We start from the raw sequence: 21,720 nt of genomic DNA on the forward strand, positions 1-21,720 counted from the left end.
GCGGCTGCGATCGGCTGACGGCTCGGGTCTCGCGAACGGCTGACAGCTGACGGCTCAAGCCCTGCGAACCGCTGTCGGCTCAGGTTCCGCGCGGTGCGCCCAACCGGCCCAAGCCGTTGGCCAGCAGGGCGAACGCCTGCTCGGCCTCGCTCACCGCGCCCGCGTAGCGCTCGTCCGCGCCTTCGCCGGCCGCCAGCAGCCTGGCGTTGTCCAGCATCAACGCCCAGAGGACCGCCACGATCTGAACGGCCGCCAGGCGCGCGGCGGACTCATCGACAGCCGCCGTCTCACGCAGCGCATCGGCGAGCGCCCGCTCGGCCCCCGCCTGGAACCGGTACATCCGGGCCACCAGCGACGGCGTCTCCAGGACCATCCGGTAGAGCGCCACGATCGGCGGCAGGTCATTGAGACCGGTGATCGGGTCACGCCTGGCCAGCCCGTCGAGGTAGTGCACCCGCAGCGCCTCCAGCGGCCCCATGCCCGCCGGCCGGGCCCGGACCACCTGGCCGGCCTCCGCCTCATGATCGGCGAACCGGTGCACCACGAGGTCTTCCTTGGCCGGGAAGTAGGCGAACAACGTGCGCCTGGACACCTCGGCCGCCTCCGCGACCTGGGCCACCGACACCTGGTCGAACCCATGCCGCAGGAACAGGTCGATCGCCGCCTCGGAGATCGCCGTGTGCGTCCGCTGCTTCTTGCGCTCGCGCAGCCCGGGCTCGCTGGTCACGTTCGCCACCTTACCAGAAATCTGCACTTGGACTTTTTCTGCACTGGGTATACATTCGCACTCAGGCGACGGAAAGAGGAGGGGCCTTGAGGGACACCGAGGTGATCATCGCGGGTGCCGGGCCGACCGGCCTGACGCTGGCGTACGAGCTGGCGCTGGCCGGGGTCGGCACGCTGGTGCTGGAGCGGCTGCCCGAGCGCATCGAGCAGACGAAGGGCGGCGCGATCCAGCCCCGTACGGCCGAGCTGCTGGAGCTGCGCGGCCTGCTGGAGCCGCTGCGAAGCCGGGCCATGGAACGCGCGCCGGGGGGCGGCCATTTCGCGTTCCTGCCGGTGCCGCTGGACTGCGAGCCGTGGCGTACGCGGCATCCGTACCCGATCGCGATCCCGCAGTGGGAGATCGAGGAGGTCCTGGAGGAAGCCGCGACCGCCCACGGCGCGCGGGTCCTGCGCGACGCCGCGGTCACGGCGGTCGAGCAGGACGACGGTGGGGTGACGGTGAGCGCCGGCGGGCAGCGGTTCCGGGCCGACTATCTGGTCGGCTGCGACGGTGGCCGCAGCACCGTTCGCAAGCTGCTCGGGATGCCGTTCCCCGGCGGGGACGGGACGTTCGTGGCGGTGCTGGCCGACGTCCGGCTGTCCGCCACGTCGGCGTCGGTCCCCCAGACGATAGGCCACATGAGCGAGTTGGTCCGCGAGGGCGGCGGCTACTGGGCCATGCTGATTCCGATCGGGGGCGAGCGCTACCGGCTCACGTTCGGCAGCGAGGACCAGGGGACCGACCGCGACGCGCCGGTCACGGAGGAGGAGATCATCACCGCGCTGCGGGCCGTCTACGGCGAGGAGATCGTGCTGCGCGCGGTGGACAACTCCTCGCGCTTCACCGACGCGACCCGGCAACTGGCGGACTACCGGGCGGGCCGCGTGCTGTTCGCGGGCGACGCCGCGCACATCCACCCGCCGTTCGGCGGTCAGGGCCTCAACATCGGCGTGCAGGACGCGATCAACCTCGGCTGGCGGCTGGCCGCGACCGTCCAGGGCCGGGCGCCCGAGGGCCTCCTGGACCGCTACCAGGCCGAACGGCATCCGGTGGCGGCCGGGGTCCTGCACCACACGTCCGCGCAGCGGTTGCTGGGCATGCCGCGGCCGAGCCAGGATGTGCTCGCGCTGCGCGACATCTTCACCGATCTGCTGCGGCTGCCGGACGCCAACCGCCACATGGCGGGCCTGATGTCCGGCCTGTCGCTGGGCTACGACCTCGGGGGCGAACATCCGCTGGCCGGGCAGCGGGTGCCGGACGCCGACCTGCTCGTCGGCACGGAGCCGGTCCGGCTGTCGGCGCTGTTCGGGGCCGGGCACGCGGTCCTGCTCGACCTGGCCGGGATCGTCCCGGCCGAGCTCCGGCTGCCCGCCCGGGTGGATCTCGTACGGGCCAAGTGTGCGACCGACCTGGGCGCGGCGGCTCTGCTTCTGCGCCCCGACGGCTACGTGTGCTGGGCCGCCGACGACGCCGCCACCTGCGAGCGGACCCTGGCGGCCGCGATCGCCGACCACATTGCCACGCATTAGGGAAATCCAGCGGCGGTTGCCGGGCGAATACCTGGCGGGCCGTACACCGGCACGGGAAGGAGCGGCGGCACGACTCGTTGGCGGCGGTTCGTGCCGAGCCTGATCGTGACGGTGTACGCGGTGCCGGCAGCGGCATCCACTCCGGTCGCCGGAAGCCCGGCGACCGGAACGGATGGTGCGCCGCGCGGCCGGGACGGCTGGACCCCTGCCGGCCGTCCCGGCCGATCACCCAGCCGCGAAGACGCGGTCGAGCCAGGCGTGCCAGGCCGGTCCCTGGTCGTCGGTGCCGGTGTAGAGGTGGTGCGCGGCGACCATCGAGCCGCCGATGCCCTGCAGGAAGCGGTAGATCGCGTCCGGGGTCCGCACGCCCAGCGTCTGGGCGTTGGCGAAGTAGACGACGCCGTCGATCGGGGCGAGCCCGGCGGGCGTGAACCGTACGGGATCGCCAGGCTTGGGGTGGTCCGGGAGGCCGAGCTCGCGGTGAAGGACCGCCCAGGCGCGCGGCCAGTCGGCGACGTGCGGCCCGAACTCCGTGACGGGCGTCGCGGTCCGGCCGCTGAAGTGCGTCAGGTAGGCGACCAGCGTGGCGAAGAACATCGCCAGGCCCAGGGACATGGCCTCGAACTCGGTCTCCCAGTCGTCACCGGGCAGGAAGCCGCTGGTCACCATGCGCAGCGTGGTGCTGCCCTGGTCGCGGCCCTCGACGAGGAACTCGTAGGCGACGAACCGGCCGTCCTCGGCCGTCGGGCTGGCGTGCGCGAACCGGGCGGGAGGCTCTGAGGCGGTCACGGTGGATTCGGGGGTGTACTGGCCGAAGACGGTGCGTACCACGCCGTCGGCCACCTCGTTGCGGCCCATGAACCACGAGTCGATGCCCGGGCCGGTCGCGATGGCCGCCCACACCTCCTCGGGACTCGCCCCGACCGTGGCCTCCTGGGGAAGCTCGAAGGACTGTCCCACCTCAGCGCTCCTTCAGCGAAGGGTGCACCGCGACGACCAGCCGGTGGTCGCGACCCCCCTCCGCCGTCTCGTCGTGGTACTTGCTCACCAGCGCGGTCACGGCGTCGGTCAGCTCCTCGGCGAAGGCCGCGCGGTCGGCCGCCGAGGCGAACCGCACCTCGCCGTCGATCGCGAACGTCGCCACCCGCTTGCGGGCCTCGGTGGCGCCGGTGATCAGCGCCCCGACGTCGCGGACGAGCTGGGCGGCGACGGCGAGCAGCCAGCGGGCCGACAGCCGGTCGGGCGACCTGCCCGGGTCGGGCTGCACCGCGGCCAGCGCGATCGGGGAGATCACGAAGGACGCGGCCGTGGCCTGCATCACCCGCTCGGTGACGTTGCCCTTCTTGCGCTCCTCCACGAGCTCGACCAGCCCGTGCCGCTCCAGCGTGCGCAGATGGTAGTTGACCTTCTGCCGGGCCAGGCCGACCCTGGCCGCCAGCGACGTGGCCGAGCCGGGCTCGACCAGCTCGGCCAGCAGCTTCGACCGCATCGGGTCGAGCGACGCCTCGGCCGCCGCCGGGTCTTCGATCACCGCGACTTCGTACATGGATAAAACGATCGCACCGAAAAAAGTTACTGTCAAGAAAGGTGAGCTGCTCGGTCCGCGAGCGGCAGGAAAGTGTCCAGGGCGTCGGCGACCAGCTCGGGACGCTCCAGGGTCTGCATGTGCGGGGTGCCGGGCAGTTCCTGGTAGACGGCGCCCGGGATGCGCCCGGCGAGCGCGGTCATGATCTCCGGCGTCGTGGAGGCGTCGAGCTCCCCCGCGAGCACCAGGACGGGCGCCTCGAACCCCGCGAGCCCGCCCTGCACGTCCAGCCCCTTGAAGGAGCGCCACGCGGCGGCCCAGTCGACCGGGTCGCCGCGCAGCACGCGCTCCCGGGCGTACCGGACTCCCCATCCGTCGGTGGCGAGCGCTGCGGGGGTGAACCACCGGGTGAGCGACGGCACGATCTGGGCCCGCATGCCGTCGGCCTCGGCCGACCGCGCCCTGTCCTCGAACGCGCCGAACGGGAAGTCGGTGGTGGCCAGCAGCGACAGCGAGGCGAACCGCTCCGGGTGGGCGATCGCGGCGGCCTGCGCGATCCCGCCGCCGTAGGACAGGCCGACGACGTGCGCGCTTTCGAGCCCGAGTGCGTCGAGCACGCCGATGAGGTCCCGGACCGTGTCCGCCATCGTGAACGGTGACGGCGACCCGGCCGCCGCCCCGTGACCCCTGATGTCGTAGGCGTACACACGGCGTCCCGCCGACAGCCGGGTCATGACCGGCTCCCACATCCGCCAGTCCAGGCCGAGCCCGTGGAGCAGCACCACGGGCGGTCCGCTCTCGCCACGCTGGGCGACCACCGTCCGGTGATCGGCCGGCCGCACCTCGCGCAGCGCGGCCGGGCGCGGCACCGCGGCTTCGGCCAGGACCTCGTCGATGACGGTGAGGGCGTTCAGCGCCCGGGGGAAGCCCGCGTACAGGGACACATGCTGGGCCAGGGCGCGCAGTTCGTCGGGCGCGATGCCGTTGTGCAGGGCGGCGCGGGCGTGAGTGGCGAGCTGCGCCTCCGCCCCGCCGATGGCGGCCAGGATCGCGACGGTCGCCGTCTCACGGGCGGCGCGGCCCAGCTCGGGGCGGGCGAGCGTACCGCCGAACGCCCCCTCGACCAGGGCGTCGTACATGTGCGGCGACCTCAGCCGCACCTCCCCCAGCGTCTCCTCGGGGTCGGACCCCATCAATCCTTGGAACTCCCTGCGACCGTTCATGCCGACACTCCTTCTCAGCGCTTCTTGTGATCAAAGCCTGCGGGAGCTGCGGCTATATGTCCAAGACATGATCTGCCTTATGGTTATACATCGGATATATCACCACCAAGCGCGGCGAGCTCGGGGTGCTCGGCCACGAAGGCGATGAACGCCGCCAGCGCCGCGGCCGGACCTCGGGCCGCGGACCAGGCCAGTGACGGCGTCCAGGACGGTTCGGGGTCGAGCCGGACGATGGCCACCGGCATCCCGGGCTCCTCGGCCACCGAACGCGGCAGCACGGCGGCGGCGAGCCCGACACTCGCCAGCGCGCGGGCCGTGCGGTAGTCGCGGGTCTCGAACCTGACCCGCGCCTTGGCACCCGCCGCCACCAGCGCGGACAGGACGATCTCGCGCACCGTCGACCCAGGCGGGTAAAGCACCAGGTCGGCCCCGTCCAGCTCCGCCACCGGCAGGCGGTCCCGCCGGGCGAAGGGCGTGGCGGGGCCGGTGATGAGCACCAGCGGCTCGGCGCCGAGTGGGTGCCAGGCCAGCCGCGTGTCACCGGAGCCGGGCCGGGTGGCCAGGGTCGCGGCGTCGAGGCGGCCCGCGTCCAGGTCGTCGAGCATGTCCTGGGTGGTCTGCTCCTTCAGCTCCACCGTGACCGCCGGGTAGGCGGCGGAGAAGGCCGCAAGTACCCGCGCGACCTGGGTGGCCAGCCCTCGGGCGGTGCCCAGCCGGATCCGGCCGCGGGTCCCTTCGGCCCAGCCGAGCATCTCCTCCTCCACCGCCGCCAGGTCCGACAGGACGCGGTCGGCGTGCTCCAGCAGCGCGCGGCCGGCCGGGGTGAGCTCTACGCGGTGCCGGTTCCGTTCGAACAGGGTCAGGCCGAGTTGGCGTTCGAGCTTGCGTATCTGCTGCGACAGCGCCGGCTGGGCGATGCGCAACGCCTCCGCGGCCCGGGTGAAATGGAGCTCCCGGGCCACGGCCTGGAAATATTCGAGCTGACGAGAGCTGATCATCGCCCGATTGTCCCAGCGCGCCCGCGGCCCGTGCGGGAGGCCGTACAGACGGCCGATCCCAAGACGCCACCCGCGCGGCCGGGGCGCCTCGGGGACCGTGTCCTTAAGGCGTCACGCGGGTGACAGCCACGTGTGGAGAGCCGCCGTCAGGGTGGTGGTGTCGGCCGGGCCTGGGGCGGATGCCCAGGCGACCGTGCCGTCGGGGCGGATGAAGGCGGCCGACAGGCCGTCGCGGTCCTCGACGGTCGCCTCGGCGACGTCCAGCGAGCCCTGCCAGGCCGCCGCCGCCTCCGCCGCCTCGGGCTGTGAGGGGGCGTGGACGAGCAGCGGCCGGCCGGACGCGGCGAGGTCCGCGAGGGTCCGTGTCACGCCGGAAGACAGCGTGAGCCGCAGGTCGGGGCAGGGGCGGCCGGCCAGGGGATGCGTGGCGGGGTAGGGGAGGTCGTAGCGGGTGCCGAGCCCGTTCAGCAGCCGCCCGAAGTAGCGGTTGACCTCCGGCAGGTCGAGCAGGTCCGACACGATGTCGCGCATGGCCGCCGCGTGCGCGCCGGGTCGCAGCAGCGCCGACTGGGCGCGGGTGTTGTGCAGGACGGCGGCGCCCACGGGGTGGCGTTCGGCGGTGTAGGTGTCGAGCAGGCCCTCCGGCGCGCGCCCGGCGACCGTGGCCGCGAGCTTCCAGCCCAGGTTGACGGCGTCCATCAGCCCCAGGTTCAGTCCCTGGCCGCCGTTGGGAGAGTGGACGTGGGCGGCGTCGCCCGCGAGCAGGACCCGGCCGAGCCGGTAGACGGCCGCCTGGCGGGCGACGTCGGTGAAGCGCAGCGTGTCGTGGACCGCCGCCACCTCGACCTCGACGCCCGTCATCCTGTACAGGCTGTCCCGCATCTCCTCCCCGGTCAGCGGCGCGGCGCGGTCCTCGGGGAAGTCGTCGAACTCGACCGTCGCCACCATGCCGGGAGCGCACATCAGCATCCCCGTCGGCAGCCAGCCGGGCTCGGGCAGCCGCTCCATCCCGGAGATGTCGCCCCTCAGCCGCCGGACGACGCTCGTGGGAGCGGTGCCTGGGAAGTCGAACCCGGCCAGCTTCCGCACCGTCGATCGGCCGCCGTCGCAGCCGGCCACGTACGCGGCGGAGATGTGCCGCTCCCCCGCCGGGGTTCGTACGGTCACGGTGGCGCGGGAGTCGTCCTGGGTCAGGGCCGTCACCTCGTGTTCGCGCCGGATCGGGACGTCGAGCGAGGCCAGGTGCTCGGCGAGGATCCGTTCCAGGTCCGGCTGCCAGATCAGCGCTCCGGTCCGCTCGGGTTCCTCCTGGAGGTCGGGGTCGATCTTGTGGATCTGGGCGAAGTGCCCCTTCTCGCTCCCGTGGTCGCGTGCTTTGTCGGCGAGCCCCTGTTCGTGGAACTTCGCCAGGGCCTCCCCCAGCCCGCGGCGGCGCAGCGCCTCCGCGGCCAGCGGTCCGATCCCGCGCGCCTTCTGCTCGCTCGTCGGCTGGGCGAGCCGGTCCAGGACCAGCGGCGTGGCCCCGGCCAGCCGTAATTCGGCGGCGAGCAGCAAACCCACCGGTCCGGCCCCGACCACCACGACATCGGCGTTCATACGCCCTCCAAACTAGACTAGACGGTCTAGTCTCGTAGACTAGTCCCTATTCGGAGAGAGTGGGTACAGACCATGGCCGACCACGGCCCGCGACGCTCACCGGCCAAGCGCCGGGCCATCCTCGACGCCGCCATCCAGGTCTTCACCGACCTGGGCTACGCCCGCGCGAGCGTCGACACGATCGCCGCGCAGGCGGGAGTCGGCAAACAGACCGTCTACGGCCATTTCGGCGACAAGGAGCAGCTCTTCCTCGCCGCGATCCAGGAGGCCAGGTCGGCGGGCGGTCGGGAGGCGTCGGCGAAGGGCGGTCCGGCGGGTCGCGGGGGAACCGCGGGAGCGGCCGTCGTTTTCACCGGCGATCCGCGCGAGGACCTGACGGCACTCGGTGAGCGGACGTTGAACATCGCGCTGTCGCCGCGGGTGGCGGCGCTGCACCGGCTGACCATCGCGGAGGTGGGCCACCATCCGGAGCTCCAGCGCACCTGGCGGGCGAGCTCGTCGTCACTGGACGGCGGCGTGGCGGACTACCTGCGCGAGTGCGACGGTGACGGCAGGCTGCGGGTGCCAGATCCGGTCAGGGCGGCCCGCCAGTTCTCGCAGCTGGTGATCACCGAGGCGCGCGTCGACACTGCGTACGGCATGCTGCCCTTGTCGCCGGAACGGCGGCACGCCATCGCCGCCGAGGCCGCCGATCTCATCGTCCGCGCCCACCACGTCTAACGCGGAACGAATCCTTCCGCATTGCCGCCTACGGTGAGTCTCATGATGGAAATGTCGTGGTCCCAGGTCAGCGCCAGGCGTTTGGAGCGGCAGGGCCTGACCGCCCCCGCCAAGGACGCCACCCCGGCGGACGTCGTCGCCGCCATGTGCGGCGCCCATGCCCAGGTGATGTCGGCGGCCGAGCTGTCGGTCGGCCTCCGCCTCGACGGCGTCACCCGTACCGGTGTCCGGGAGGCGCTGTGGGGCGAGCGCAGCCTGGTCAAGACGCACGGCCCGCGCGGCACCGTCCACCTGTTGCCCGCCCGCGACCTGCCGATGTGGATCGGCGCCCTGTCGTCGCTGCCGTCCTCGTACGCCGTTCACGCCCAGGGCATCCGCCTGACACCCGCCCAGACCGACCAGGTCGTGGAGGCGATCCGCGAGGTGCTGACCGGAGCCGCCCTGACGATCGACGAGCTGAGCGACGCGGTCGTCGCCGCCACGGGACCGTGGGCGGGAGACCTCGTCATGCCGGCCTTCCAGACGATGTGGCCACGCTGGCGGCAGGCCATGGCGACGGCGGCGCACCGGGGCGCGTTCGTGTTCGGCCCGGCGAGGGGGCGCAAGGTCACCTATACCGCCCCACCGGAGGGTTTCCGCCCGGCTGAGGGGTGCGCCGAGCTGGTGGACGCCTATCTGCGGGCGTACGGTCCCGCCACGTCCGAGCAGTTCGCCAAGTGGATCGGCGCGCCGGTCACGTGGGCGGCGGCGGCCTTCGCGGCGGCTGAGCCGGAGCAGGTGCTGTTCGAGGGCGTCCCGGCCTGGGTGGCGGCCGGTGACACCGAGGTGCCGGACGAGCCGCCGAGGGGCGTACACCTGCTGCCGTACTTCGATGCCTATGTCGTGGCCGGTCGGCCGCGCGAACTGCTGTACCCGGGCGCGGCCGCCGCGCGGGCGCTGAACGGCGGCCAGGCGGGCAACTTCCCGGTGCTGCTCGTGGACGGGCAGGTGGCGGGGGTCTGGCACCAGCGGCGGTCCGGCCGCCGGCTGGCCGTCACGGTGGAGACGCTGCGCGAGCTCACCTCCGCCCAGCTACGCGAACTGGACGAGCAGGTGGCGCTGGCCGGACAGATCCTGGAGGGCGAGCCGCGGCTGACACTCGGCCCGATCACCGTGGGCGGCCACGCCTGACGTTGACCCACGCGGGATTAGTCAACTAAGGTTGCTAGCGTGCCCGCTGCTGAGATCCCCGTTTCCCAAGAACCCGCCGATCGACTGGCGGCCGTGGCGGCGTTGCGGCGCCTGGCCGATCAACTGGAGGACGACGCCGTCGAGCAGGCGATGCGCGCTGGCTGGAGCTGGCCGCAGGTCGCCGAGGCGCTCGGCGTGACGCGCCAAGCCGTTCACAAGAAGCACGCCAAGCGGCTCATCGCCGCCGGCGTCACGCTGAGGAGACGCTGACGATGGCCGCCATCGACCACTACATCAACACGATTATCGACCAGGCCGGACTCGAAGCCCAGCAGGACGGCTCGGCGAGCGTCGAGGCGCACCATCTCCTGCTGGCGATCGCCGCCGAGCGGGAGACCGGCACCCATCAGACCCTGGCCTCGGTCGGGCTCGATCACCAAGCGATCCGCGACGCGCTGGACAAGGAGTTCGAGCACAGCCTGGCCGCGGCGGGGGTGTCTCTCGCCGCCTTCGACCTGCCGCGGCCGAGCAGTGCCGCCGAACGGCCCACTCAGATGGGCGCCTCGGCCAAGCTCGCGCTCGAACGGGGCTTCGCGTCCGTCTCCCGCAAGAAGGACCTGCGGCCGGCGCACCTGCTGCTGGGGATCGTGCGGGCTCAGGTCGGCACCGTACCGCGCGCGCTGGGCCTGGCCGGCGTCGACCAGGCCGAGCTGATGGTACGCGTCCTGGACACGCTCCCGGACGACGACAAGTGATGCGCGCCCCGAGGACACAGCTACGATCCACTTCGGCATCCGGTCAGTTCACTGACTCTGGGCCCGTCCGGGTGGACGCAGATCGCCAACTTCGTCATCACCGGCCTGCTGATGCTTGTTTTCTCGCTTGGCCAGCGCCGGCTCTGCACGCCGCTGGACGACGTTCGACCTGGGCGCCGCGTGCTTCGTCGTCGCCCTGCGCTTCGCCGTCGGCTGGGGGTGGCTGACGCTCCTCGCGATCCATCTGCGCGCCCTTGACAGCGTGGACGTGATCATCCCGTGACGCCTCGACGGCAGGATTCCCTGTCGCAACCATCGGTTTTCAACGGGAGGATCTCGTGAAGCGTCTCGCAGTCGCCACCGCCTTGGCAGCAACCGCCGTCTTATCCACCGGAGGCGGCCACGCCCAGGCCGCCACCGCCCCCGACCCGGTCAAGAGCATGAAGAAGCAGTTCGTGGCCGGGCGTGGCGTACTGGTCTCCGAGACGACCAGGAGCACCATCAGCGGAACCAAAGGCGCCGCCGTGGCCAGAACCACCGGCACGATCGGCTTCGTCAAGTCCGGGACGGCGAACCACGACCTCACCACGAGGTGGAAGCCCCAGCCCGACATGACCTTGCCGGTGAACACGGCTTCCACCCGAGCGATCAAGGTGGGCCGCTTCACGTACGTGTCCGGCTTCGGATGGGGGGAGATGCCGGCCGGGGCCAAGTGGATCCGTTTCGGCAAGGACAACAGCTCGTGGGGCAGCATGGGCCAGCGGGGCGATCAGCTCGTCGACGTCTTCAACCCGGCCGTACTCAAGAACGCGCTGGCCAAGGCCACCATCGCGAAACCGGGTGAATACCGGGGCACCCTGACCGCCAAGGATCTGTACGGCGAATCCGGCGTCTACGAGGTGGACAAGGTCTCTTTCCGGCTCTTCGTCAACCGGGACCAGTTGCCAGTCCGCCTCATCACTGAGCATCGCGAGAAGGACACCCTCATCCCCAACGAGGACCACAAGCTGGTCAGGCGCACCGTGCACTCCCTCGTGGACACCCGCTACACCGGCTGGGGCACGAAGGTGAAGATCGTGGCGCCACCGGCGCACGAAGCCGTCGACTTCGATGACCTGCCAGGGCCGTTGGCCCCGGAGCCGTGGATCGGCAATCCGTAACCCGTCTGGCTCACGGCACGGCCCGCGCGATCCAGCTGCGCGCGGCGCCCGCCCGTAACCAAGGTGATGGATCACGAAATACACCCACGCATGCGTACGACTGGAGCCTCCCGGCTGCGATGAGCCGCGGGCGAGGTCACCTGTCCGTGACGTCGGACATGCGCAGGAGGACGGCCCCGAGAGCGGCTCGAGAGGAGACCTCCAGCTTGCGGTAGATCCTCGCGAGATGAGCCTCCACCGTCCTGGTGCTCAGGTAGAGCTGGTCCGCGATCTCACGAGAACGCTTCCCCTCGGCCGCGAGCTCCGCGATCTCCCGTTCCCGTTCGGTGAGCAGGCCCAGCAGGCGTGACCGGGCGACGACCACTCCTGGGCCGGGCACGGCGGCCGCCATCTCGCCCCGCACGCGTAGCGCCTCCTCGCGCACCCTGACCGCCCCGCAACTCCTGGACCCGGACACGGCGGAGTTCAGCCAGCTCAGCGCCACTTCCTGGCCCATGGCCACCGCGGCTGAGGGGGCTCCCGACACCAGCGTCCAGGCGTGCCGCACCGGCATGCCGGCCTGCCGGAAACCGTCCGCCGCATCCTCGAACAGCCTCACCGCCGCGTCGTGTTCGCCATCGGTCTGGTGAAGCACGGCTCTGGCCCGCCACGCGCTCGCCCGCTGGACCGACAGGCCCAGCTGGGCCGCCGCCGTCTCCGCGTCGTCGGCGGAACGGTCGGCGGTGTCGCGGTCTCCACACCGCAGCGCCGCCGTGGAGAGCAGTGCCAGCAGCTCAGCGCGGGACTGCGGCTGGGCCAGCGGCAACCCCGCGCCCCCTCCTTCATCCAGCAGGATCCGGACGCAGCCCCGCGCGTCCCCGCTCATCAGCCGGATCTGGGCGAGCTGCCCCGCCGCCGCACCTCCCCACCAGCCCTGGCCTGGGGACGTGGTGCGGTAGCCCTCCTCAGCGAGCGCGACGATCTCAGCGGTGTCCCGGCGGCTGCGCGCCCACATCAGCGACGTGGCACGCGTCGTCATCGCGAACCCCGCGGCATCGTCAGCGCCTATGGCGCGGGCCACCCGTTCGGCCTCCAGCGCCCACTCCACCGCTCGGTCCAGCCGGCCCGTCCACTGGTCCAGGACCGCCAGCCCGAGAAGGTGGTGCGTCGCGATGTGCCGTTGCGCACCGCCGCTCGTGACTCTCAGCCCCCTGCGCAGGTGCCGGTAGGCATCCCCGAAGCGTTGCAGGTACATCTCCGCACAGCCCACCATGGCGAGCACCTCTGGAATGCGCATGGCCGCCGCGTCGGGTAATCCGTCGACGAGCCTGGCGCACGCCGCGACTTCGGGGATCGCGGTGTCCATCTCGGCGAGGTAGGTGTCACCGAACGCGGCGAGCACCCGCACGCCCAGCTGTGTGAGGTCCCCGCTTTCCGCCGCCGCGCCGGCGACCTCGCGGACCAGCGAGCGCGCCTGACGGTAGGTGTTACGCAGCAGGTGCACCAGCCCGTACTTGAACGTCAGCTCGGCGATGCCGGCGGGAAGCGGATCGGGCAGCGGCCGCGACAGCCCTTCGAGCGCCGCGTGGGCCATGGCCTCCGCCTCCTCGTACCGGCCCAGCAGGCGCTCGGCGTCGGAGCAGGCCGCGTGCGCCGACCGGCGGACGTCAGCGGGCAGATGCGACTGGTCACGCAGCACCTCGTGGGCAAGGGCGCGGGCCTCTTCCAACCGGCCGGCGGCGGTGAGGGCCTGGCAGCACGAGAGCATCAGGGTGGCGCGGTGCGGAGTCAGCCGGTCGCCACGCGGGGAGGAATCCAATACCAGGCGCAGCCAGCGAGCCGCGGTGGCCGGGGTCTCGCCGACGACCTCGGCCGCGCCCTCGGCGAGCACCTGGAGGGCAGGCACGCCGTCAGTGCCCGTCAGATGCTCCGCGTGCCTGGCTCGGGCGGCGGCCGACGCCCCTCTCGCGGAAAGCAGGCCGAGCGCTCTGCGGTGGGCGGGCAGGAGGAACGAAGGGACGGCGCGTTGCCGGACGACGTGCCCGAGCACGCCGTGACGGAAGGCGAACCGCCCGCCAGAAGCGAGCGGACGCACCAGGTCACCGCGGGTGAGCTCAGCGAGCACGTCGAGGGTCCGGTCCAGGCCGAGCCCGGAGACCGCGGCGGCATCCTCAGGGCGGAACGGGTCGCCGAGCACGGCGGCCGCGCCGAGCGTCATGGACGCGTCGGGAGTGAGCTCATCCAGTTCGGCGATCAGCGTCGCCGACTCGCGGAGCAGCGCGTCCCGGTCGGCCCCCGCGCGATCCGGCCAGCTGTCGGGATGCCACCCGGCGGCCGCGAGGATGCGCAGGTTACGGGGGTTGCCGCCGCAGGCCTCGTGCAGGTGCTCGGCGTACCTGCGAGCCTCGAGGTGCTGGTACGAGCGCACGCCGACGGAGCCCTGATCCGAAGTCGGCGCAGCGGGAGCGTCGCCGGCTTTGTGCAGCCGTTCCAGCACGGAGGCCACCGCGTCGGGAACCAGCGGTCCGGGTTCGAGACGGACCACCGTCCTGGTCTGCGCACCATGGTCCAGCGCCTCCAGCAGCAGCGGCCGGGTCTGCCGGGGCCGGTGCGCCACGGCGAGGACGAGTGGGCCTGGCACAGGGGTGCGGACCAGTTGGGCGGCCAGGTCCGCCGAATCCTCGTCGCACCACTGAAGATCGTCCAAGATCAGCACGCCGCCATGATCCGCTGCCCAGTCCGCGAGCAGAGCACGGACAGCACGGCCCACCCGGAAGCGGGGATGCATGGGAGCGCCCGCGGCCCCGGAAGCCCGATCTTCGACCACGGCTTCCATGCTCGGCCGGTCGCCCCAAGCGTCGCGGAACACTTGGTACGGCACGCGGCGGCCGGGTGCCTGCCGGTGGACCCGCGCACCGCGTACGGCATGAGCGCGTAACACCCGAATCCCCGCCCGACCGGCCAGCGCCTCCAGAACGCCCAGCAGGCTCGTCTTGCCTATCCCGGGGTCCCCGGCGATCTCGACCACCGTGCCGCGGCCCGCGGTCAGAGCCCTCACCACGTCCTCGAGCCGCGCGATCTCCGAGTCTCGTCCCACCAGTTGCTCGTGCGATGGCCCTGCGAACACGTATGCCCCTCCCGGCCGCGTCCGTCGAGACCCACAACCGGGGAGTCAAGCCCGGCCTCGACTGCGTCAACCCATGCCGGCGGTCAGCTCCCGGAACCGGAATACATACGCCGACTCGATTCGAGCCCAAGCATAGATTGGGTCAGCGACATTTCCGGATAGACCCAACCGTATCCTTCCTCCCGCAGGCACCCGGCGGCAGGCGATCCTCTGGGAAGCCTGATCACTGCGGGAAGGCACCAGATGGGCAGAACTTCCCCAGCAGCCACGCACCCCACCCGGCATGCCTATCGGCTGGTCACGCCGTCGTCGGCCCCCTGTATCGAGCACGATGTGCCGCACGCTCGGCTCACGATGCTGTCATGATGTCACTTATCACGCGTTGTCAATGAAAATGAACGACACTGCAAAGTGAAGCACCGGTCGAGCCGTCACCGCTTTCGCAGAGTTCCCCAATATCAACGCTGATTTCGTCGCTCATTGCCATGGCAGCAGGGCGCCACTTCGGCACCTTGCGACATAGCCGCGCAGGCCGATATCCGAACGACTTCGGCAGGTCGGCCGCACGAGTCGGACGGCAGCCCGTACGGCCGGCCCACGCGTGACACCTACGTATCCGCACTAGGTAGTTTTGCTGATGCATGCGGACTCGGTCCCGTGGAACAGTAGGCGCCCGAAGCCTGGGCGGGAAAGCGTGTGCACGCGGTGGCCGTGAGTGGCGCCGCCCCAGCGTGCCCGCTCGACGGAGGCCGTACCTGCGCCCGTGAGTCCCGGGGCACTCGCCGGCCGGAGTCCACAGATTCCTGAGCGGCGAGGATGCACCCCCATTCGGAGGCGGCGAAAAACGACTCCCTCCGTTGTCGGCTGTGTTCGATCGTCGCAGGCAGCTGCGGCCGCCCACTTACCACACATTCATCCCGAGGTGAAATGACATGACCAACAGCGGCACGTCGCCCTATCACCAGGACGGCCCGGGCCATCACTCGACGCCGGCCGGATCGTCTCCCTACGGAGCGCCGCAGGGATCCGCCCAGCCCCCGGGCGCCCTCCCGCTCGCAGAGTGGTGGCAGCGCCTGGTCGCCCGCGTCATCGACGGGGTCATTCTGGGAATCGTCACCGCCATTCTCAGCATGATTCTGACGCCCATTCTCGTCAGCGGCGACGGCAGCGGCGTCTTCCTGGCCGCTCTGCTGAACGCGGTCCTGGGCGCGGCGATCTATTTCGCTTACGAGTTCTTCATGCTCCGCAGCGGCGGGCAGACGGTCGGGAAGAAGGTGATGGGCCTCCGTGTGGTGTCGGCACCCTCGAACCACGCCGCCGAACCGCTGTCCTCCAACGCCGTCATGACCCGCGCGGGTGTGCTCTGGGGGCCGCTGGCGCTCAGCTTCATCCCCGTCATCGGATTCGTCGCCTACCTCGCCTACCTCGTGAACGTGCTCTGGCAGTTCTGGGACAAGCCGCTGCACCAGTGCCTGCACGACAAGCTGGCCGGCACCGTCGTCGTCAAGGTGAAGTAGCCGGCAAGACCCGGGAGCGAATCCTCCCGATGATGTCGCACGACGCGCCTGTGGCGGGCAACGCCCACAGGCGCGTCGCGACCTGCGCCTGTTCAACGGCGAAGCCTCTCCCTGGCACGCGCCGTGTCGCGGCACTCTCCCGTACACCCCTTCTCCTGTGTGCTTATGGCCGTATCTCGAGATACTCTATCCATCGAAATATTTAAATATTCTCAAGGATGGAGTTCAGGTGAAGGTGCTGGTGGTGGGTGCGGGAGCACTGGGGCAGGTCTTCGGGATGTGGCTGGCGGCCGGCGGCGCCCAGGTCAGCTACCTGGTCAGGCCCGGCAAGGAGCACTGGGCGGACGGGGACGGTGCGCTGCTGTACAAGCTGCGCCGGCCAGGACGGCCCGTCGAGCAGCGACTGACGCCGCATCAGGTGGTCACCGAGCCGGTGGCCGGAGAGTGGGACATGGTGTGGTTGTGCGTGGACTCCACCGCGCTGCCCGGCGCCTGGACGGGAGACCTGCGCGCCGCGACCGGCGGCGCGACCGTGGTCACCATCAGCCAAGCGCCGCAGGACCACGCGGTCCTCACCCGGACCTGGCCGGCGGAGCAGCTCGTCCAGGTGGTGCCGACCCTTCTCGCCTACCAGGCGCCGTTGCCCGGGCAGACGGGCGAGCCCGGCATCGCCTACTGGGCGCCGCCCGGGGCAGCGCTCGGCGTCTTCGGGTCGGAACCGCGCGCCCGGCAGGTGATCGCCGCGCTCCGGGCGGGCGGCGCGCGCGCCAGACGCACCCGGCGGGCGGGGGCGAGTGACCTCACCGCCGCCCGGATGATGCCTTACATCGCCGCGCTGGAGAACGCGGGCTGGTCGATCGCGGCCACCCGGTACACGCTCGCGGCACGCGCGAGCCGGGAGGCCGTCGCGATCGCCGCGGCATCGCACGGAAGGCGGGCCCCGCTCGCGATCCCGGCCTGTGCCGCGTCCTTGGCCCTACGCGCGCTGCCGCTGCTCGTACCCTTCGACCTGCCGCTCTATATTGAGGCGCACTTCACGAAGGTGAGCGCGCAGACGCGCCTGATGCTGGACGGCTGGATCGCCGAAGGGGCGGCCCGTGGCCTGCCCGTCACCCACCTCACGGAGCTGCGTGCCGAGGTGGCGGCATGACCGGCCATGTCGCCGCGCAGGACGTCCTGGCCCTGTTCGCCACGACCCGGCCGCTGTTCACCGCGCTGGGCGACGAACGCAGACAGGAGATCATCGTGTTCCTGCTCGAATCCGGCGCTTCGCGCAGCGTCGGCGACATCGCCGACCATCTGGGCCTGTCCCAGCCCGCCGTGTCGCACCATCTGAAGATCCTGCGTGACGCGGGGCTGCTCACCGTACGCCGCAACGGCGCACAACGCCTGTACGCGCTCAACGCGGCGGACTATCCACGCCTGCTGACCCCGCTGCGTGATCTGACCTCCACGATCATCGCCTGTGCTACGGCCTCCGACCCTCCGGCTTGACCTTGCTCCTGCGCCGGGGTCGCTCTGATCGCCCGACGTGTGGCATGCATGATCATTAAGAGGTGGCCATCATGCAGGTTATGTCCATAGATCGTCTTGATAGGCTGATCATGACAACTCTCCTGCGACAGAGAGCAGTGATCATGAGCGACAGCGCCGGACCCGTGGATCACAAGCAGGAAGCGCTCGACACGCTCGCCGCCGCGCGCCGTATCTATGACGGCAGAAGCGATACCCCCAACGCGATGGTCGAGCTCATCGCCGACCAGATCCCCGCGGTCATCCATGCTCTGCTGTACGTCGGTGACCAGATCGCCGCCCAGCGGAGTGAAGGTCAAGGGGATGGTTCGAGGTAGATCTTGCGTTCTTCGGGGGTCAGTTCGCGGATGGTGCGCTTGGCGGCGAGTGCCTGGACCTGGTGCATGGAGCCGCATACCTCGCAGCGCCAGATCCGTACCGTGGCGTCGTCGTAGGTCGAGAGCAGCCGCCACCCGTCCGGGCTGAACTTCACGGAATTGACCGTAGTGCCGGAGCCGCTGAAGACCACGGGCTCGCCCCCCTCGGCCGGCATCCAGATCCGCACGGTGTGGTCATTGCCACTGCTGATGACCTGCTGCCCGTCCGGGCTGAAGCCGACGCTCCACACCACGCCCTGATGGCCGCGCAGGACGATCGGGTCTCCGGTCCCGTCGGTGTTCCAGATGCGGATCGTGCCGTCGTTGCCCCCGCTGACCAGCCGCCGCCCGTCCGGGCTGAAGGCGAGGCACCACACCAGGCCTTGGTGGCCGTGCAGCATGACGGGTTGACCGGTCCCGTCGGCGTTCTGGATCAGGATCGTGCCGTCCACGCCCGCGCTCGCCACTCGCCGCCCGTCGGGGCTGAACCCGACATACCGGACCTGGCTCTGAGGGCTGTCCATGACAACCGGCGCTCCGGTCCCGTCAGTGTGCCAGACCCGTACAGTGCCGTCGTCACCTCCGCTGACCACCCGCGTGCCGTCCGGGCTGAAGGCGGCGTTCCACACATGTCCGCTGTGGCCGCGCAGCACGACAGCGTGGCCGCTCCCGTCGGCGTGCCAGATCCGTACCGTGCTGTCAGCACCTGTGCTCGCCAGCCGCCGCCCGTCCGGGCTGAAGGCGACCCCGAGGACGTCCGCCTTGTGGCCACGCAGCACCAGCGCGTCACCGCTGCCGTCGATGTTCTGGACGCGGATCGTGCCGTCGATACCGGCACTGGCGACGCGTCGCCCGTCCGGGCCGAACGCGGCGTCGTACACGGTCCCCCCGGTATGACCTCGCAGGATCCTCGCGTCGCCGGTGTAGGCCACGTCCCACAGCCGCATCGTCCCGTCATCGCTCGCGCTCGCCAGCGTACGCCCGTCCGGGCTGAACGACGCGCTCCACGTCGTACCACGATGGCCGCGCAGAACGAGCGGGTCGATGTTGCTGGCCATGTTCCAGATCCGGACCGTGCCGTCGTTGCCCACGCTGGCGATCCTCCGGCTGTCGCGACTGACCGCCGCACCCTCCACCGTGCCGTCGTGCCCGCGCAGCACTGCTGGTGCGTTCTGTCCGGTCACGTCCCACACCCGCACGGTGCCATCCGTACTGCCGCTGACCAGGTTCCGCCCGTCCGAGCTGTACTGCAGTCCTTCGACAGAATTCTCGTGGCCGCGCAGCACGACCGTTTTCGCCTTACCGGCCGGGTCCCAGATCCGGACGGTGCCGTCGCCGCCGCTGCTGGCAAGTCTCCGCCCGTCCGGGCTGAACACGACCTGCAGAGCCCGCCCATCGTGGCCACGCAGCACCTTGGGAGCACCGCCTCCCGCGGACGAACCGCCGGTCCACCTGCCGCCATCCGGTGCTTTCCAGATCCGCACCGTGCCGTCGTCCCCGGCACTTGCCAGACGTAGCCCGTCGGGGTTGAACGAGACACCCCACACCGGACCACGGTGGCCGCGCAGCACCAGCGGATCGCCGCCGCCGGCCCAGTCGGACACGCTGACCGTTCCGTCGATGCCGCCGGTCGCCAGGTAGCGTCCGTCCGGGCTGAACACGGGGTTCCACGCCTCACCGGCATGGCCGTGCAGCACCACCGGATCGCCGGTGGGCAGCCCTTGCGCGGACACCCGCCAGACCCGTACGGTGCCGTCCCCGCTGCCGGCGGCCAGCTGCCGCCCGTCCGGGCTGAATGCGACGCCGCAGACCTTGCCCGCGGCGATGGGAACGATGAGCCGGATCCGCGAGTCGACGGTGGCCTGCCGGAGTACGGCCGTGGCCTCCTCCGTCGGGCTGACCGCGTATGCCCGCCGGGCGAGCAGCAGCCCGAGCTGCGGGTCCAGCTGGAGCTGGCCACGCGCGTCCGCCGCCAACTGGCGAGAGTACGCGAGATCTCGCTCCTCCTCCGCCCGGTCCGCGTTCACCAGCGCCATCACGGCCAGCACTCCGACCACGGTCGCCACCACCACCAGGCTGATCAGAGCCGCGCGCACACGACGGCCCGCCGCCGCCCGCTCCCGGCGCGCGCGTGCCCGGCCGGCCGCCAGGAACGCGTGTTCCAGGTCGTTGAGCCGGTCGAGCGCGCGGTCCTCCCAGGCCGCCAGTCGCGTTCCCCGGTACAGCAGCTCATCCTCGCGCCCGTGCTGCTCCCACTCGGTGGCGGCGTCGGTGAGCCGCCGCTGGAGCCGGACGAGTTCCCGGTCTTCGGCGAGCCAGCCCCGCAGCCTCGGCCAGGAACGGATCACCGCCTCGTGAGCCACCTGGACGCTGTCCTCGTCGACGGTGAGCAGCCGCGCCGCCGTCAGCCGGGACAGTACGGCCTCCATCGCCGCCCCGTCCGGCCCCGCCAGCAGCTCCGCCGGCGGGACGCGCCTGCGCGTGTCCTCGGTTCCCTGCCCCAGCGCCGTCAGGCGGAGGAACGCGTTCCTGGCCAGACCTCGCTCACCTGCGTCGAGCCCGTCGTAGATCTGCTCGGCGGTCTGCGCGATGGCGCTCTGGATACCTCCTGCTTCCCGGTACCCCGCGAGCGTCAACGTGCCGCCTTTGCGGCGCTTCCACGTCTCCAGCAGGGCGTGGGAGATCAGTGGCAGCGCGCCGGGCTCACCTCTCGCGTCGCTGAGGATGGTCTCGACGAGCGCCCGATCGACCTTGAGCTCTGCCCGGAGCGCCGGGCCGATGATCACTTGTCGGAGGTCGTCGTCCTCCATAGGACCGATCAGCAGGTGCCGATCGCGCAGCATGGCCACCAGCGGTGGGTGTTCGGCGCACCGGGCGTAGAAGTCCGCGCGGATTCCCAGTACGACGCGGGCTCGATCGTTGGTCTCCTCCGCCGCGGCGATCAGCGAGTCCAGGAAGAGGGATCTCTCCCTCTGGTCGTCGCAGAGGCTGAAGACCTCCTCGAACTGGTCGACGACGATCACGATGCGCGCGCTCTTCGGCCTGCCCGCCAGGATCTGACCGATCGCCAGCCGGACGTTCGAAGGGGTGGCCACCAGGTCGGCGTACAGGGAGGGGGCGGAGATTCCGCTGAGGTTGGCCAGGCCCACCGCGAGTTCGTCCAAGGGGTGCGCGCCTGGCGTGAGAAGGAGCGTCGGCCGGTCCCGGCCTTCCGAGGCGGCGCTGTTCCTCAACGCCGGAAGCAGGCCGGCTCGAAGCAGGGAGGACTTGCCGCTTCCTGAGGCGCCGAACACCGCGAGCAGGGATGTGTCGCGTAATCGCGCGGAGAGTTCGTTCACCAGCTCGCGCCGGCCGAAGAACCGGTCCGCGTCGTCAGGATCGAAGGTGACCAGGCCGAGGTAGGGCGCGTTCTGGTCCATCTGGGCCTCCGCGCCGGCGTCGGCGGCGGCCAGCTCCGCGGCGACCTCTCGCCAGAGTTTCTCCCAGGTCTCGGTGTCGCCGCCGCAGGCCTCGACATAGGCCAAGGTGACCGCCAGCGTGGGAAAGATCCCCCCACCTGCCGCCTCGGACAGTGCGGTCACCGAGTAGTGCGCGCGCCTGGACAATTCACGGTAGCTGAGCCGAGGGGCCCCGGCGCGTAACTGTCTCAGCTCATGCGCGAACCGCTGTAACGGGCCCGCGTCAGGGTCGAGCGGCCGTTCCGGTCGTCCCATGAACCCGCCCCCATGGCCGTACGATCGCCGGTTGTCGAACTGCGAAGATCGCC

At 71.1% G+C, this 21,720-nt stretch carries 19 protein-coding genes; 11 read left to right on the plus strand and 8 right to left on the minus strand.

The genetic code is table 11. From position 1 onward, the window contains the following. Positions 1-79: 79 nt before the first annotated feature. Positions 80-727 (minus strand): TetR family transcriptional regulator, encoded by a 648-nt coding sequence (locus AB0B91_RS25165; RefSeq protein WP_358324050.1) that lies wholly within the window; start codon positions 725-727, stop codon positions 80-82. 86 nt (positions 728-813) lie between these two features. Here AB0B91_RS25165 and AB0B91_RS25170 point away from each other — a divergent pair, with 86 nt between their 5' ends. Beyond that, positions 814-2,295 (plus strand): FAD-dependent monooxygenase, encoded by a 1,482-nt coding sequence (locus tag AB0B91_RS25170; RefSeq protein WP_358324053.1) that lies wholly within the window; start codon positions 814-816, stop codon positions 2,293-2,295. 225 nt (positions 2,296-2,520) lie between these two features. Here AB0B91_RS25170 and AB0B91_RS25175 read toward each other — a convergent pair whose 3' ends face one another. The 5 genes from AB0B91_RS25175 to AB0B91_RS25195 form a co-directional block, all read right to left on the minus strand. Then, positions 2,521-3,255, minus strand: a complete 735-nt coding sequence (locus tag AB0B91_RS25175; RefSeq protein ID WP_358324056.1) for an SRPBCC domain-containing protein — start codon at positions 3,253-3,255, stop codon at positions 2,521-2,523. Position 3,256: 1 nt separating this feature from the next. Next, positions 3,257-3,841 (minus strand): helix-turn-helix domain-containing protein, encoded by a 585-nt coding sequence (locus tag AB0B91_RS25180; RefSeq protein ID WP_358324059.1) that lies wholly within the window; start codon positions 3,839-3,841, stop codon positions 3,257-3,259. A gap of 32 nt (positions 3,842-3,873) precedes the next feature. After that, positions 3,874-5,043 (minus strand): alpha/beta fold hydrolase, encoded by a 1,170-nt coding sequence (locus AB0B91_RS25185; RefSeq protein WP_358324062.1) that lies wholly within the window; start codon positions 5,041-5,043, stop codon positions 3,874-3,876. 83 nt (positions 5,044-5,126) lie between these two features. Further along, a complete protein-coding gene (locus tag AB0B91_RS25190; RefSeq protein WP_358324065.1) occupies positions 5,127-6,041 on the minus strand; it encodes a LysR family transcriptional regulator in 915 nt (304 codons plus the stop codon). A gap of 111 nt (positions 6,042-6,152) precedes the next feature. Next, entirely contained in the window at positions 6,153-7,637 is a 1,485-nt protein-coding gene (locus AB0B91_RS25195; RefSeq protein WP_358324067.1) for an FAD-dependent monooxygenase, read from the minus strand. A gap of 72 nt (positions 7,638-7,709) precedes the next feature. Between AB0B91_RS25195 and AB0B91_RS25200 the strand changes: the two genes are divergently transcribed. From AB0B91_RS25200 to AB0B91_RS25225, 6 genes are all read left to right on the plus strand, one after another. Continuing rightward, entirely contained in the window at positions 7,710-8,357 is a 648-nt protein-coding gene (locus AB0B91_RS25200) for a TetR/AcrR family transcriptional regulator (RefSeq protein ID WP_358324070.1), read from the plus strand. A gap of 42 nt (positions 8,358-8,399) precedes the next feature. Next, on the plus strand, positions 8,400-9,527 hold the full coding sequence (locus AB0B91_RS25205) for a winged helix DNA-binding domain-containing protein (RefSeq protein WP_358324072.1): 1,128 nt from the start codon (positions 8,400-8,402) through the stop codon (positions 9,525-9,527). A gap of 39 nt (positions 9,528-9,566) precedes the next feature. Further along, positions 9,567-9,797 (plus strand): hypothetical protein, encoded by a 231-nt coding sequence (locus AB0B91_RS25210; RefSeq protein ID WP_358024478.1) that lies wholly within the window; start codon positions 9,567-9,569, stop codon positions 9,795-9,797. Positions 9,798-9,799: 2 nt separating this feature from the next. Next, entirely contained in the window at positions 9,800-10,282 is a 483-nt protein-coding gene (locus tag AB0B91_RS25215) for a Clp protease N-terminal domain-containing protein (RefSeq protein WP_358324075.1), read from the plus strand. Between the two features lie 115 nt (positions 10,283-10,397). After that, positions 10,398-10,565, plus strand: a complete 168-nt coding sequence (locus tag AB0B91_RS25220) for a hypothetical protein (RefSeq protein ID WP_358324078.1) — start codon at positions 10,398-10,400, stop codon at positions 10,563-10,565. Between the two features lie 55 nt (positions 10,566-10,620). Next, positions 10,621-11,442, plus strand: coding sequence for a hypothetical protein (locus AB0B91_RS25225; protein WP_358324081.1), 822 nt, complete (start codon positions 10,621-10,623; stop codon positions 11,440-11,442). A gap of 136 nt (positions 11,443-11,578) precedes the next feature. On the opposite strand, the gene AB0B91_RS25230 is transcribed toward AB0B91_RS25225, so the two are convergent. After that, positions 11,579-14,548, minus strand: a complete 2,970-nt coding sequence (locus AB0B91_RS25230) for an AAA family ATPase (RefSeq protein ID WP_358324084.1) — start codon at positions 14,546-14,548, stop codon at positions 11,579-11,581. A gap of 932 nt (positions 14,549-15,480) precedes the next feature. Between AB0B91_RS25230 and AB0B91_RS25235 the strand changes: the two genes are divergently transcribed. The 4 genes from AB0B91_RS25235 (at position 15,481) to AB0B91_RS25250 (ending at position 17,915) form a co-directional block, all read left to right on the plus strand. Next, entirely contained in the window at positions 15,481-16,065 is a 585-nt protein-coding gene (locus AB0B91_RS25235) for an RDD family protein (protein WP_358324087.1), read from the plus strand. 229 nt (positions 16,066-16,294) lie between these two features. Then, positions 16,295-17,215: a 2-dehydropantoate 2-reductase N-terminal domain-containing protein gene (locus AB0B91_RS25240; protein ID WP_358324088.1), complete on the plus strand. Its 921-nt coding sequence runs from the start codon at positions 16,295-16,297 to the stop codon at positions 17,213-17,215. Then, complete coding sequence (locus AB0B91_RS25245) at positions 17,212-17,559, plus strand: metalloregulator ArsR/SmtB family transcription factor (protein WP_358324091.1); 348 nt, start codon at positions 17,212-17,214, stop codon at positions 17,557-17,559. Before AB0B91_RS25240 ends, AB0B91_RS25245 begins: the two co-directional genes overlap by 4 nt. A gap of 143 nt (positions 17,560-17,702) precedes the next feature. Next, a complete protein-coding gene (locus AB0B91_RS25250; protein WP_358324094.1) occupies positions 17,703-17,915 on the plus strand; it encodes a hypothetical protein in 213 nt (70 codons plus the stop codon). Here AB0B91_RS25250 and AB0B91_RS25255 read toward each other — a convergent pair. Further along, a complete protein-coding gene (locus AB0B91_RS25255) occupies positions 17,894-21,667 on the minus strand; it encodes a hypothetical protein (RefSeq protein WP_358324096.1) in 3,774 nt (1,257 codons plus the stop codon). The two genes, AB0B91_RS25250 and AB0B91_RS25255, sit on opposite strands and share 22 nt — an antisense overlap. Between the last annotated feature and the right edge of the window lie 53 nt (positions 21,668-21,720).

This window comes from Nonomuraea sp. NPDC049141 (assembly GCF_040648415.1).
Taxonomy (GTDB): domain Bacteria; phylum Actinomycetota; class Actinomycetes; order Streptosporangiales; family Streptosporangiaceae; genus Nonomuraea.